Source organism: Prevotella sp. oral taxon 299 str. F0039 (assembly GCF_000163055.2).
GTDB lineage: Bacteria > Bacteroidota > Bacteroidia > Bacteroidales > Bacteroidaceae > Prevotella.
Genome location: NC_022111.1, coordinates 1,244,258 through 1,257,704, shown reverse-complemented (window position 1 = coordinate 1,257,704; position 13,447 = coordinate 1,244,258). Strand labels below are relative to the sequence as shown.

The 13,447-nt window shown below is 39.9% G+C and carries 12 protein-coding genes; 5 read left to right on the top strand and 7 right to left on the bottom strand.

The genetic code is table 11. From position 1 onward, the window contains the following. Nucleotides 1-70: 70 nt before the first annotated feature. Nucleotides 71-457, top strand: coding sequence for a hypothetical protein (locus HMPREF0669_RS07905; protein WP_009227995.1), 387 nt, complete (start codon nt 71-73; stop codon nt 455-457). Here the strand turns inward: HMPREF0669_RS07905 and ribD are convergent. Continuing rightward, a complete protein-coding gene (gene ribD / locus HMPREF0669_RS07900) occupies nt 446-1,444 on the bottom strand; it encodes a bifunctional diaminohydroxyphosphoribosylaminopyrimidine deaminase/5-amino-6-(5-phosphoribosylamino)uracil reductase RibD (protein ID WP_020967322.1) in 999 nt (332 codons plus the stop codon). The two genes, HMPREF0669_RS07905 and ribD, sit on opposite strands and share 12 nt — an antisense overlap. A gap of 20 nt (nt 1,445-1,464) precedes the next feature. Here ribD and prmC point away from each other — a divergent pair, with 20 nt between their 5' ends. The 3 genes from prmC (at nt 1,465) to HMPREF0669_RS07885 (ending at nt 3,061) form a co-directional block, all read left to right on the top strand. Then, nucleotides 1,465-2,310, top strand: a complete 846-nt coding sequence (prmC, locus tag HMPREF0669_RS07895) for a peptide chain release factor N(5)-glutamine methyltransferase (RefSeq protein WP_009227996.1) — start codon at nt 1,465-1,467, stop codon at nt 2,308-2,310. After that, the gene (locus HMPREF0669_RS07890; protein WP_009227998.1) at nt 2,307-2,789 is read left to right on the top strand and encodes a regulatory protein RecX; all 483 of its coding nucleotides are present in this window, start codon (nt 2,307-2,309) and stop codon (nt 2,787-2,789) included. The genes prmC and HMPREF0669_RS07890 overlap by 4 nt, the downstream gene beginning before the upstream one ends. 80 nt (nt 2,790-2,869) lie before the next feature. Beyond that, entirely contained in the window at nt 2,870-3,061 is a 192-nt protein-coding gene (locus HMPREF0669_RS07885; RefSeq protein WP_198024628.1) for a hypothetical protein, read from the top strand. On the opposite strand, the gene HMPREF0669_RS07880 is transcribed toward HMPREF0669_RS07885, so the two are convergent. The 4 genes from HMPREF0669_RS07880 to HMPREF0669_RS07865 are packed head-to-tail and all read right to left on the bottom strand — an operon-like array spanning nt 3,050 to nt 9,032. Next, entirely contained in the window at nt 3,050-4,279 is a 1,230-nt protein-coding gene (locus HMPREF0669_RS07880; protein ID WP_009227999.1) for a DUF4876 domain-containing protein, read from the bottom strand. The genes HMPREF0669_RS07885 and HMPREF0669_RS07880 overlap by 12 nt on opposite strands. Nucleotides 4,280-4,330: 51 nt before the next feature. Further along, nucleotides 4,331-5,839 (bottom strand): DUF6850 family outer membrane beta-barrel protein, encoded by a 1,509-nt coding sequence (locus HMPREF0669_RS07875; RefSeq protein ID WP_009228000.1) that lies wholly within the window; start codon nt 5,837-5,839, stop codon nt 4,331-4,333. Then, entirely contained in the window at nt 5,839-6,306 is a 468-nt protein-coding gene (locus HMPREF0669_RS07870; RefSeq protein ID WP_009228001.1) for a hypothetical protein, read from the bottom strand. The genes HMPREF0669_RS07875 and HMPREF0669_RS07870 overlap by 1 nt, the downstream gene beginning before the upstream one ends. After that, nucleotides 6,303-9,032, bottom strand: a complete 2,730-nt coding sequence (locus HMPREF0669_RS07865; RefSeq protein WP_009228002.1) for a TonB-dependent receptor plug domain-containing protein — start codon at nt 9,030-9,032, stop codon at nt 6,303-6,305. The genes HMPREF0669_RS07870 and HMPREF0669_RS07865 overlap by 4 nt, the downstream gene beginning before the upstream one ends. 296 nt (nt 9,033-9,328) lie before the next feature. On the opposite strand from HMPREF0669_RS07865, the gene HMPREF0669_RS07860 reads away from it, so the two are divergent. Continuing rightward, nucleotides 9,329-10,705, top strand: coding sequence for a leucine-rich repeat domain-containing protein (locus HMPREF0669_RS07860; protein ID WP_020967320.1), 1,377 nt, complete (start codon nt 9,329-9,331; stop codon nt 10,703-10,705). A gap of 361 nt (nt 10,706-11,066) precedes the next feature. Here the strand turns inward: HMPREF0669_RS07860 and HMPREF0669_RS07855 are convergent, their stop codons facing one another. Further along, complete coding sequence (locus tag HMPREF0669_RS07855; RefSeq protein WP_009228005.1) at nt 11,067-11,528, bottom strand: RNase H family protein; 462 nt, start codon at nt 11,526-11,528, stop codon at nt 11,067-11,069. Between the two features lie 45 nt (nt 11,529-11,573). Further along, nucleotides 11,574-13,394, bottom strand: coding sequence for an arginine--tRNA ligase (gene argS, locus HMPREF0669_RS07850; protein WP_009228006.1), 1,821 nt, complete (start codon nt 13,392-13,394; stop codon nt 11,574-11,576). Between the last annotated feature and the right edge of the window lie 53 nt (nt 13,395-13,447).

Genomic DNA, 13,447 nt, shown 5'->3' with positions numbered 1-13,447 from the left:
TGCACTGCTTCGTTCAAAAAAGTAATGAAAAATAAATCGTCAATTGCTTTTTTTCTTATCTTTGTGCATCATGATAAGACAAGATTATTTTATTCGATTAGTAAAAGAATTTGCGGCTGCTTTGCAACGAGCTATGGCAGAAAAAGAGTATGACAAGCGACGAGAAGCCATCAAAGACCTATACACTCAGTTCGTGGGAGACTATCAGTTCTATCACACTGCCACCATTGATGAGGTGATGAAAGAGGCTGAAAGCTTTCCAGAAGAAGAGCGTTTGATGAAGTTAGAGATGCTTGCTGAGTTGTATTTTGCCGAAGCAGACTACCTTTCTAACCCCTTTAAAGAAGTGATTTTGAATAAAGCTTATAGCCTATATCTATTCATTGATAAATATAGTAACGACTACTCTATCGACAGAAAGCATAAGCTCGAAACCTTAAAAGAGCTACTTCCCTAACAAACCGCTTTCTTTCACAAACACAAATGTTTGGTTTCCGTCCCAATCCTCATGCTCAATTAGTTTTGCATTAGCAGGAATTTGAGGCGCATGGGTGCCATTTCCCACCGTGAAAGGAGCCGTTTCTATATGTATTTCGTCCCATAAGTCGGCCTCAATAAACGAGTTATGGGTTTTTAATCCACCTTCAACCATTAGCGATTGAATATTTTCTGCGTGCAAAGACGATAGCAGTTCTTTGAGAGTTGTTTTGCTCGACAACACCACTTTCTTTGGATCTTGCCCACTCCAATGGCGCACATTCAATCTTGGACGTTCCTTTTTCTCTGTATTATTGCCCACAAGTATGGCGTCACTCTCGGCTCTTAGCTTGTGAACCAACATCGAAGTAAAAGGAATAGAAATAGCCGTTGCCTCACCATCACAATCGATAAAGCCATCGAGAGTTTGCGCCCATTTCAATATAATGTATGGACGTTGATGTGTGTTCGATGTGATAAAGAAGCGATTTAAGAACAAACATTCTTTTTCTAACACGCCCACAAGCACCTTAACACCTGCTTTTCGCAAGCGTTCTATGCCCCTTCCTCTCACCTCCGAATAAGGATCTACACAGCCCACAACCACCTTTTTTACCCCTTTAGAGATGATTAAGTCGGCACAAGGCGGTGTTTTTCCGAAGTGAGAGCAAGGCTCTAAGTTCACATACAGCGTGGCTTTGGGCAAAAGATGCTCGTCTTTGGCATCTACCGACGCAAATGCATTGACCTCTGCATGCGCCTTTCCATACTCAATGTGATAACCCTCGCCTATAATTCTGCCATCAACAACAATCACCGAGCCCACCATTGGGTTGGGTTTAGCACCTTCTTTACCATTCAAAGCCAAGTCTATACAACGTTGCATGTAGCGTTCATGTGTCGCATTGGTTGTCTCACTGCGTTCTAACTGGGGCTGTTCGGGGTTGTTTACTTTGTTTTCTTGCATAATTTTATTACTTTTGCAACATGGCATATTACACGGAGTTATGGCGCCAACTGGTGCCTTTATATGGCGAAAACGAGGCGAAAGCTATTGCGAAACTGGTGTTCGAGGTGGCTTTTAACCTGTCTTTCACCGATATATTGTGCAACAAAGATACACAATTATCTAAAGAACAACAGCATAAGCTACAAAAAATAACAGAGCAATTGCTATTGGGCGAGCCTGTGCAATATGTGCTTCAACAAGCGTGGTTTGCTGGTTCTTGGTTCAAAGTGCATAGCGGTGTGCTCATTCCTCGACCCGAAACAGAAGACCTTTGTTATTGGATTGCCGAACAACCCACTCTTTCTTCGCTTTCAAACCCCAAGATATTAGATATCGGAACTGGCTCTGGTTGCATCGCCATCACCCTCTCTCTGCTCATTAAAAATGCTCAAACAACGGCTTGGGACATTGCTCCTGAAGCCCTATCACTGGCAAAAGAGAATGCAAAGGCGATGAATGTGTCGATCGAGGTAGTAGAGCAAGATGCCTTAAATGCGCCTTGCGACAACGAGAAATGGGATATTATTGTGAGCAATCCGCCTTATATCACACCGCAAGAGCAAAGCGAAATGGAGGCGAACGTGTTGCAGTTTGAACCCAATTGCGCCCTCTTTGTGCCTGAAGACAATCCGCTCATCTTCTATAAAGCCATCACCCACTATGCACAAAAGGCATTGGTGCAGGGCGGAACCTTATTCTTTGAAATCAATCCGCTCTTTGTTTCTGAAATGAAGAGCCTTCTTGCCGAGTCGGGATTCACTGATATTGAGGTGCTTATCGACCGCTTTGGAAAAGAAAGACATGTGAAAGGAGTGAAGAAATGACTGAATTAACTGAAAAAGAGATTATTAAAAAACTTGCAACGGCATGCGTTAAACGTGAATATTGCACCCAAGACATGCAAAAGAAAATGCGCCTTTGGGGTGTAGATGCCGACACACAAGCCTCTGTTTTGGCTTATCTCACCAAAAATAAATATGTTGATAACGCCCGTTATGCTCGTGCTTTTGTTAACGACAAGGCTCGATATAACAAGTGGGGACGCAAAAAAATTGACTATTCGTTGCGCTTAAAGGGTATCGACTATGCGCTCTATGCCGACCTATTAGACGAGATTGAAGACGATGATTATCGTGAAACACTACTTCAAATACTCAAAACCAAACGCAAACAAATTAAAGATACCGACGAATATAAGGTGCGCAACAAACTCATTCGCTTTGCTCTTGGACGTGGCTTTACGATGGATCAAACGCTCAAAGCATTGAAAGAAATGGGACAAGAGGTCGACGATATTTTTTAGGTCGATTGTCTTCCCATTCTAAAAGCACCCCTATCAACATTCAAAAGCGTTGCTATTACCTACTAATAGCAACGCTTTTATTGTTCAATGTCAATGCTCTTGCTCGCCCATCTCTGCATTGCCCTGTAACAAAGGCTTTCGGTGTGTATAACAAAGACCTAACAAGAAGACACGAAAAAGCCAGCGAGCCCACTCTTTTTATATATCAAGAGTGGTTCACTGGCTATCCTATTATATTTGAAAAAACTATTCTTTTCGACTTATTTTGTTAACAACGAAGGTGTTGTTTTTGGTATAAAGTCGTTTGTTGAGTTGTTAGTATCAACATACTTACCATTCTCCATTCTACGAATAACTGCTGTTCCGTAAGCTGTTTTGTCCTTTAATGCCTCAAGACAGTAGGTAAATCCAGCATCAAGTTTTGGAGAAACGAGATTCCATTTATATTCATTCTTCATACCAAGGTTCACTGCATCGATAATCCAAGAGTTAGGAATGAGATATCCTTTCTTTGTCATATCTTTCATAAAGTCCTTGAATTTAAATGTATAAACAGCATCATACTGATAATCCTTCATATAAGCTTCTTTGCTAACAGGTATTCTTCCCAACGCATAAGTTTCTACACCACCACTATGAAGTATTGATATTGTTGCTGATTCCTTAAACCAAGTTTCAAGATTTGGAGCGGTATTATCATTATCTTTTATTGTTGGATGATTGACAATATCGTACATTTCAAAATTAGCTTTAGTCAAATCTGGACCATGAGGCACAACTTTCGAGTGGTCTTCTGCATTCAAAGCAAGTACAATACTCTTGCCTGCAGCCACTGGAACGTCTTTACCTGTGCCAGGAATCATATATAATGACCCTGCAAGCATGCTATGATTGCGGAAATCTTGCTTGTAATCGTGTTTTAAACTACTTACATCTGCACTTTGTATAAACACCAAACTGTCGGCATAAAGTGTCTTATCGCTATTATTTGTTATAATAACATACTGACCATAGATATAAGGTTTGCCCTCAGTTGTAAGCATTTGGGTAACGAAAACCTCAGAAATAACAAAGCCTTCTGTGGTATTATACACCTCAGGAAGTAGTGTAATCTTGTTAGTTGCTATGTTTTCGCTTATTCCAATGTTGTGTTGTTCAGCACGAACTCGTGTTTCTAAGGTTTTGTTATCGAACTTGTAAGTTGCTTTTGCAGTCATCTCAACATTGTATGAGCCTATATTTAAAGTTACATCAGCTACATATTGTTTTTCTTTTAGTGTAAAAGTTTTCACAACAGTCTTTTCTCCTGTTTGCATATTTACAAGAGTTAGCTCAATGTTTTGTAAGGCTCCATCAGTTAAATCTGCTGGAACATTCACTGCAAAAGTGGCTTTCGACTGAGAACTTACAGTATCATCTCCAGAACAAGCCACAAACATTGTTGAGCAACCAACGATGAACAACAATGCCATTAAAATTTTCTTTGTCATGATTTGTTTGTTTGTTTTTGTTTAATTGATATTATTGTATATTATAATTCTCTATAATCTCACACCTGCTTTGAGCATAATTGCCGATTGATATGCCTTTTGCGAACTGCGAAGGAACGAGCCTTCGAGCTGTAAGAACAAAGCATATCCGCCCTTTTTCAAAGCATAATTGGCTTCAACCGATGCGCTAACACCCATATAATTGGCAGCTGCAAAACGATGATTGTGTTGCACATAGCTGGTGAATGCAGGTGTCATAATTCCGAAAGGCATGGTGATTTGCTTTTTAAGATTGTGCCAATAGCGAGCAGAAAGCTGTGTGTTGAGCGTTAATTGCTTTGTGGCAGGAATAAAAACCTGACCCTTTAACTCACTATTCCACATGGTATAAGCTGTTTTTCGCTCTGGATAAGCATAATAAGACCTCACAGAATGAATTCCACTTACTAACGAAAGATAGTGTGGAAGGCGGTTGTTTCGACCTACAATAGCCGTTAGTTGGGCTTTAGAAACATATTGATGAAAGGTTGAAAAGGTGGCAATGATAGGATAATCGCCCTTTGCTCCGTCGCCAGGAACAGCCTCATCGCCCGTTGTTTTGGTAAAGTCGAAAGTGCCAAAAACATCATATTGCCATGCTCCCTCGTGTTTATAACCACCCGAAAGCATTATATTTTCTTTGTAAAGTTGTGTTATGGGCAACGAATTAAACTCGTTTGCAATGCGCTCATAGTGTCGTTTTGCAAGCGAAATGTCGCCATGCCAGCCCGTAGTTTCAGGTGCATCGAGAGTGAAACTCAAATCAACTCCACCACCTTGATAGAACGATCCAGTCTTTTTTCCACTGAAACGAGGTTGATAAGAGCCCAAACCTGTCATGAAATATTCGGGCGATTCGGTTGTTTCTTGATAGAAATCGATATTCACGGTTTGCTTATATACATTCACTCCAGCGTGCATTGCCACTCGATAATGATTGAAGAAACGAGCCAATCCCGCCTTGAGTTGAAGGTCAGAAACGATACTTCTCATGCGAGGGTCATAGTCTCTGTATTCTTGTTGCGCTCTAAATGCCATCTCTCCACCTGCATTCCAGTTGCCAAACTGAGCCGAATAGCCTCCCTTGAACCAATATTTTTCGAGTTGAGTGTTGCCTCCAATGCTATCGGCAATGATGTGCGGAGCAAGTAATTCGTAGTCGGAAATAGAGTGCCAACGTATTTCTTTTTGTTGAGAAGTGGTGTAAGAAGCCTCTCCCCATGCGCTACTAATGGGTGAAAGACGCAAGAATGTAGATGCAAAAAGGGTGTGACTATTGGCTCCTTTACCCTTTTCTAACACAAAAGCAGTGTTTTGTTGACTGAAAGAACCTTGATAGTTAAACTGCGTAAGGGTATGTTTATAAGCCATTCCGTGTATTGCTGGATTGGCAAGAGCACAATTCGAAGCAGGCGTCCACATGCTGTTATGCTCTACAATGGTGCTGTCTGGAGTTGCAGCGGTGATGCTGGTGGCAGACAACAACAAAGCGATGATGGTTAAAACGATGTGCTTTCTCATTAATCTATATAAAATAATGGCAGACTTTTTTTACTTATTGGAAATCCAGTTATCTGCAAAAAGTCTTTGTAAACCCTAAAACGTCGAATGCGTTGTTGTCCTTGTTGATTGGTAAAAGTAACCGTTCCTTGGGCAAAAACCTTATAAATTCCTTGCAAACACCTAATGTTGAGCTGTGTATTTTGTTGTTCGGTGGCATTCACAACCTCGTTAGTATTGAGGTTAGTGAGCGTTATTGCCACTTCCATTTTATTGACTTGAACCGAGTCGCCCGCATCAATTGTGATCTGTGCAGTGGTGAATAGCTCGTCTTGATCTTTGTGACACGATGTGAAGAACATGCCCGTTGCCACACAAGTTGCAACTATCAAGAACAAAAAGCTATGCAATTGACTTGCAAAAGCAATGTTTTTACCCTGCAATAGCAATGCTTTTATGCTCGAAAAGATATGCTTTTGTAGCTTCATAATTTTACATTTAATTCTAAACCAAAATAAGGATTGACGTGACGTCGAACGAGAATGGTTCCGTCTTTGTAGTCGGGTGTGTAGTCCCAAAGCTTATTACAGAACATAGCAACATTGAGTCTGTCTCTCAATAGCTTTTTAGTTACCTTAAAATTAAGATTCATACTGAAAGGAACGACATCTCTTTTATAATACGATTGATTGTAATCTCGTATCAACCAACGCAAGGTTACATCTTTTTCATCACCTTGTTGCCATTGATGCACATTGCCTTTGGCATCCATATAGCTGTCGGGAATATTGCTAAGAGGCTTTCGTTGCGATGCAGTGAACCACAAACACTGAGCCGAAATAGAGAAACCAAGCTTTAATCGAGGTATGTCTGTGTCGGCAGTAAAGTTGGTATTAGCCATTTCTGTGGTTAATCTATCGTTGTCTTTGTATATTCCTACGTGTCCAATTTGTCGGTTATTGAGTACGGCAGAGGGGCGAACCATCACCGATTGAGAGTTCTCATAGGTTGTTCTAAACCACGCTCCGTTAATGGTTAAACGTGTATGTATGTTCTCAAAGCGTTTGGTTGATAAGGTATATTCAATACCTTCTTTAAGTGTTCTACTACCATTTGAGGTGCGGTCTCGTGCGAATAGCTCACTCACAATGGTGTAAGGCAAACTTTCGAGCGATGGAGGTGCGGTTAAAGTGTTGGCATTAATGCCCGTAGTATTATATTCTTTATAGCTATAAGGGGCATAAATGGGTACAGAACGGAATCCTGATGTCATGTTTTCTCTAAACAATGTAATCGAAAAACGATAGCCATCGTAATTCACATCACTGCTCACTTCCCACTTAAAGTTGCGTGCTGGCTTCAAATCTTTATTCACTCTGTCGATAACATAAGTGCGAATATTGATGCGACGATAGTCTTGGTTGCTATGAGAATAGTTCAATTGAGTGATATCTAAGTAGCCATTTTCAGGATAAAGCTGATCTATTGTAGGATTCTTGGTGTGCGATCCGATACCAAAGGCAAGACGCACACTACCGAGCTTGTTGGCTATTTTGAAGCGAGGAAACGTCCAACCAGCGTTAAAACGAATGTCGGGATAGAAATGTTGGGCTACAATATAACTGCGATCGATATTGAACATGCGTGAAAAACGAGCTCCTGCTACAATCTCAAGGCGATTTTTTGCAATGGGAAGTTTAATATTTTCTTCCATATACATTGCGAAAGTGTGATTGGCTGGGATATCTTTTAAGGCACGTTTGCGCAATGATGTGAGAGGATATAAAGGTTTCAAGGGATCGAATATCTGTCCTTCTCCATAGTTTTTATCCATATTCCAATCTGCACCTAACAGCAAACTATTATTCCATTTCACAACAGGCACACTTAAAGTGGTGTTTACTTTTACAAAGAAGTTAAAGGGTTTGCCATCTACTTTCTGTGTTGCAGTGTATTTATAAGGCAGCAAATAGGCATCATTTTCGCTATCTTCTGTTGTAAAGACAGCAGGTGTGGTGCGATGAAGGTGTATAAATCGGGTGCGTTCTGTTGTATTTTGTTGGTAAGACGACGCTAAAGTGGCAGTAAAACCACGCCACCAGCCCATTTCTTTGGCTTTGATTGAATACGAACTGCTTATTGCAAAGCGATTAAAACGAGTGCGGAAGGTTTCTTCATTGCCGTAGTTTAGCTCTGGATCGCTCTTCACTCCATCAAAAGAGCCGCCATAATCGAAGTTCAATTTAAAGTCGGATAAGGTCTTTTCGTTGCTCCATTTGCGTCCAGAACGAGCCGAAACGCCCAATCGTTTGTATGTTTCGAGCTTATTTCGAGGGTCGGTTTTTGAGTCAAGAAAATCGGTACTTAAATTCAAGGTCCATCTGTTTGCCCACTCAAAGCCTTTTGCAAGATAGAAAAGTTTACTGCCCATGTCGGCTTTAAGACGTGCTTCAAGAGCATTTCCACCACGCTTTCGTTCTATTTTTACAAGTCCACTGGTTAAATCTCCATACTCAACAGAAGGTATTCCACGCACAATTTCCACCTTTTCGATATCGTCTGTAGAGATCGTTCGCATGTCAACACCTTCGTTTACATTCTCTCTTGCATTAATAAGTGTCTCCCATGCGCCCTTTAATTGTTGCATATTGGCATTTGTACTGATAGGTGCTCCATCGATAACAAAGCTTGTTCCTAACGAAGATGTGGCATATTGACTGTTCGAAGGGGGTATTGCTTCACGCAAACGAATTTGATTTGGGGTGCTTAAACGTGGGTCTTTAGATCGTCCACCCGGTAAAAGTTCGAGCAAATCGCTAAAACTTGAGGGTTGAAGATGCTCCATTGCGTGACGCTGAATGACTGATGCTGCACCTAAAGACTTACTTTCTTGAGCCGTAACAACAACCTCGCCCACTTTCGCTATCGTGGACATTAAACGATAAGTGGCATTATTTTGAGCTTTAGCTGTTAGCTTTTTAAAACCTAAAAAAGAAATTGTGATGTTCTTTCCAGTGGCATTACTGATAGTGAAACGACCTGTATTATCAGTAAAAGCTACTGCTGTTTTATTTCCTTGAATGGTGATACTTGCCCCAACTATAGGCTGATTAGTTTCCTGTTCGACAACAATTGCTGTAATAGTGTTTTGTGCTTTTACGATAACAGATAATCCACTTAATAACAATATAAGATATACTTTAATACAATTCATTAGTTATTAACCTTAATGAAAGTGCAAAGTTCTATATTATACCTATATCACACAATACCTATAAATAGGTATTTTAGTTCAAAGAAGAATGTTATAAATATACCATTATTATGCAAACCGCACTGAACTAAAACAATTTAGATTAAAAGAATATATTTAATTAAATTTTCAAATTGTTTGATATTTATAATTTTTTCTTTATATTTGCAACACAATAACATTTCTACTCTACTAAAAGATGTTATCATTGAGAGTATTATTTTTATCTATTTCAAACCACAAAAAGTTAAATGTCAATGAAGAAAGAACTGAATTTTTATTTTATTGGTTTATTATTATCTGTGCTTTGTTTAAGTTCTTGCTCGGATAATGATACTTATTCGCCAGAATTTAAGTTAGCGTTATCAGCGGATACACTTAGTTTACAAGAAGGAGATGTTGCCGAATTGAATGTAAAAGGACTTCCCAAAGGTGCAAAAACTCAATGGAGCAACAGCAACAACAATGTGATTACGGTTAACAATGGCTTTATCACTGCCTTAAAAGAGGGTTCATCTGTAGTAGAATTAGCAGCCCAAATAGGCAGTGCAAGCGGTAGAACAAAGTGTTTAGTGGTGGTATCTATACGTGATAAAAAGAGTGCAATTATATTTAAAGACGCTAATCTTAAAAAACTTATTTTAGCGAAATATCCTGCAATAGACCTTGATAAGGATGGAGAAATATCTGCTCTTGAGGCTGAAAAGCTTACCAAACTCGACCTATCTCTAGAAGATAAGAGCACAGCTCCTGCTACTTCGGTAGTGAGAAGAATTGATGGTTTGCAATATTTCAAGAACCTTACTACCCTAAATCTACGTCGTCAAAGTGTCACTAATGTTGATATTGTGAGCCAACTCACTAAGTTAGACACCCTAAACCTTGGCGAAAACGATTTTGAAACCATCGACTTAAAGCCTCTAACTCAACTAAAAGACTTGCGTTTGTATAAAAATGGACGCTTAAGAAAACTTGATTTAAGTGCAAACACTGCGCTCGAGCAACTTTATTTACAAGGAACTTCATTAGAAGAACTTGATTTAACAGGACTAAACAACCTCGTTAACGTTGCAGCTAACAATTGTGTTTTAACTCATCTAGTTTGCTCTAACCTTCCTAAACTTGAGAGATTGGAAGTGTTCAGAAATAAACTAAGCGAGCTAACACTCTCTAACTTGCCTGCATTGCGTGAGGTTCACGCTAACAACAACGGAATCAACGAATTGAAATTAAACAACCTACCTGCTCTACAAAGATTAAATTTATATAGCAATTTCATCTCTTCGTTCTCTGCCGAGCTTCCTAATTTGATGTTTTTGTTTATTTTCGACAATCTTTTAACAAGTGTAGATTTCTCTAAAACACCTCTTCTTTTAGAGTGTATGATTGGAGATAACAAACTTAAAGAACTTAATTTTAGTAGCAATAACCATTTAAGAACAATAGATGCAACTAACAATCCATTGTTAGAAACTATCAACTTAAAAAATGGTTACTATGATGAAGAAGCTGAATATAACATTATTTCGGGCAACACTGCACTTAAAAGCATTAAGGTTGATGCTGGAGCTGAAGAAGCATTGGTGAAGAAATTATATGGAATTAGTGCTAATGTGAATGTTACAAGCGAATAATTTAACTCTGAATGTCGTTTGCCAAAGATGCTAACGACACTGACAAAAGAAAAGAGATGAAGTGCTTAAAACACCTCATCTCTTTTTTATTTTATCTCAAATTGCTTTCCCTTTGCTCAACAACTTGTTCTCCTTTTGTTAGAACAGCTGTTTTTCTCGTTTTGAAAAGCAATGTTATTACCGCTTAAAAGCATTGCTTTTGCCCCTTAAAAGCATTGACATTAGCACCTAAAAAGATTGCTTTTGAACAACACCTATTTCAACTTTTCTCAACACTTCTTTGGTTTTTGCGCAATGTTTCTTTCAACTTTGAGCAATACCCACCTTGCCATTGGCAAGCAAAAGAAGTAAAGGAGGTTTGTTATTTCTTTCTTCCAAAGTCGGCAGGAACCTCTCCCCACTGTGCAGTTTCCCACTTTCTCACCTCAGCATGGTGTGGATTTGCCCTCAACCAGCTCTCTGCTCGTGCAATAATATCAAACAAAAGAGCTGTTTTTTCGTTGCGTTCGAGCTTTGTTTTGCACTGCATTTTCTTCACCCAAAGAATGGCGTTGTAGCTGTCGGAATAAACAATTTTGCCCTGTTCTTTGTTCTTTTCGATGAGAGCCAATGCGTGAACGATAGCCAAGAACTCGCCTATATTGTTGGTTCCGTGCATGGGTCCAAACTTAAAAGCAACGGCTCCTGTTGCAAGGTCGATGCCTTGATATTCCATCGGACCTGGATTTCCACTGCATGCAGCATCAACAGCCACCGCATTGGCACTTACTTCGAGTGGAAGAGGCAACACAGTGTCGTGGCGATAGTCGGGCGGATTGTGCATAAACTAGGTGATTTGAGGTTGGGAAAGAGGGTAAATAAAAGGGGATTACATACGCTCTGGAACCTCGATTCCAAGTAGACGCATACCGTTTTTAATAACTTTTGCCACGCTTTTAGCAAGTACTAAGCGCACCATTTTCTTGTTATTGTCTGCCTCACCCAATATAGTGTAATCGTGATAGAATTGATTAAACTCTTTAGTTAGCTCGTAACAATAGTTGGCAATGCCACTTGGCGAATAGTCTTTACCAGCTTGTTGCACTGCCATTTCATATTCGCTTAGCTTTTGAATCAACGCTGTTTCTTTCTCATTCAATGGTGCATCTTCGGCAAGTGTTGCAGGAATGGCGATGTTTTCGGCGTTAGCCTTGCGCAAAATACTGCAAATACGAGCGTGAGTGTATTGAATAAATGGACCAGTGTTGCCGTTAAAGTCGATACTTTCTTCTGGATTAAAGAGCATGTTTTTGCGTGCATCGACCTTCAAAATGAAGTATTTCAACGCTCCTAAGCCCACAATACGAGCAATTTCGGCACGTTCTTCTTCGCTCATGTCTTTTAGTTTGTCTGCCTTGTCGCTAGCTTCTTTGGCGTCGTTAATCATCTCTACCATCAATTCGTCAGCGTCAACAACAGTTCCTTCACGGCTTTTCATTTTGCCATTAGGCAACTCTACCATTCCATAAGAGAAGTGAACGAGGTCTTTTCCCCAGCTAAATCCAAGTCGATCGAGCAATATTGAAAGTACTTGGAAGTGATAATTCTGTTCATTTCCAACGACATAGATCATCTTATCGATTGGAAATTCTTTGAAACGCAAGTCTGCTGTACCGATATCTTGGGTCATATACACGCTAGTTCCATCAGAACGGAGGAGCAATTTTTGGTCGAGTCCTTCGTTAGAGAGGTCTGCCCACACGCTATTATCATCTTTTCTGAAGAACAAACCCTTAGCAAGTCCTTCTTCAACTTTGCCTTTTCCTTCGAGATAAGTGTCTGATTCGTAGTAGATCTTATCGAAACTTACGCCCATTTTCTTGTATGTTTCGTCGAAACCAGCATACACCCAGTTGTTCATCATGCTCCAAAGCGAGCGCACTTCGGGGTCGTTTTGTTCCCATTTAACAAGCATTTGGCGAGCTTCTTTAATCAAAGGAGCTTCTTCTTTTGCCTGTTCTGCTGCCTGTTCTTCGGTTAATCCCTCAGCGATATATTGTTTTTGAAGTTCTTTGCACTCTTCTTTATAGTGTTTATCGAATGCCACATAGCAGTCGCCCACTAAGTGATCGCCCTTCTTTCCGCTTGTTTCTGGAGTTTCTCCATTGCCCCATTTTTGCCAAGCAAGCATCGATTTGCAGATGTGAATACCTCTATCATTAACGATATTGGTCTTTACTACCTTGTTACCATTTGCCTGCATGATTTGCGAAAGCGACCAACCTAAAAGATTATTTCGCACATGTCCTAAGTGAAGAGGTTTGTTGGTGTTGGGCGAAGAGTATTCGATCATTACAAGAGGAGAGTCGTTTTGAACAGCTTTTTCACCAAAATGCTCTTCGGTTGCAATGGTGTTGAGTTGGCTAACCCATGCTTGTGGGGCAACAACAAAATTTAAAAAGCCCTTCACCACATTGAAACCACTAACCAAATTGCTACAATGCTGTGCCACAAAGTCACCAATTTCTTGTGCTGTGTCTTCTGGTTTCTTCTTCGAAAGCTTTACAAAGGGAAACACCACAAGGGTTAAATGACCTTCAAAAGTACTTTTAGTCTTTTGTAACTGCACTTGTTCTACAGGCACTTCTTGTCCGTATAACTCTTTCACTGCACGTAGAATGCTACTGCATATTTGCTCTTCAAATTTCATTGTTATGTGCTTTTTTATTATTCTTTTAGGCAACAAAGTTACTAAAAAAAAGT

What these genes read in the sequence shown, in the direction of transcription:
- HMPREF0669_RS07890 (WP_009227998.1), top strand. Translation starts at nt 2,307, where the DNA reads ATGACTGAATTAACTGAAAAAGAGATTATTAAAAAACTTGCAACGGCA.
- prmC (WP_009227996.1), top strand. Translation starts at nt 1,465, where the DNA reads ATGGCATATTACACGGAGTTATGGCGCCAACTGGTGCCTTTATATGGC.
- HMPREF0669_RS07860 (WP_020967320.1), top strand. Translation starts at nt 9,329, where the DNA reads ATGAAGAAAGAACTGAATTTTTATTTTATTGGTTTATTATTATCTGTG.
- HMPREF0669_RS07905 (WP_009227995.1), top strand. Translation starts at nt 71, where the DNA reads ATGATAAGACAAGATTATTTTATTCGATTAGTAAAAGAATTTGCGGCT.
- ribD (WP_020967322.1), bottom strand. Translation starts at nt 1,444, where the DNA reads ATGCAAGAAAACAAAGTAAACAACCCCGAACAGCCCCAGTTAGAACGC.
- HMPREF0669_RS07875 (WP_009228000.1), bottom strand. Translation starts at nt 5,839, where the DNA reads ATGAGAAAGCACATCGTTTTAACCATCATCGCTTTGTTGTTGTCTGCC.
- argS (WP_009228006.1), bottom strand. Translation starts at nt 13,394, where the DNA reads ATGAAATTTGAAGAGCAAATATGCAGTAGCATTCTACGTGCAGTGAAA.
- HMPREF0669_RS07880 (WP_009227999.1), bottom strand. Translation starts at nt 4,279, where the DNA reads ATGACAAAGAAAATTTTAATGGCATTGTTGTTCATCGTTGGTTGCTCA.
- HMPREF0669_RS07865 (WP_009228002.1), bottom strand. Translation starts at nt 9,032, where the DNA reads ATGAATTGTATTAAAGTATATCTTATATTGTTATTAAGTGGATTATCT.
- HMPREF0669_RS07855 (WP_009228005.1), bottom strand. Translation starts at nt 11,528, where the DNA reads ATGCACAATCCGCCCGACTATCGCCACGACACTGTGTTGCCTCTTCCA.
- HMPREF0669_RS07870 (WP_009228001.1), bottom strand. Translation starts at nt 6,306, where the DNA reads ATGAAGCTACAAAAGCATATCTTTTCGAGCATAAAAGCATTGCTATTG.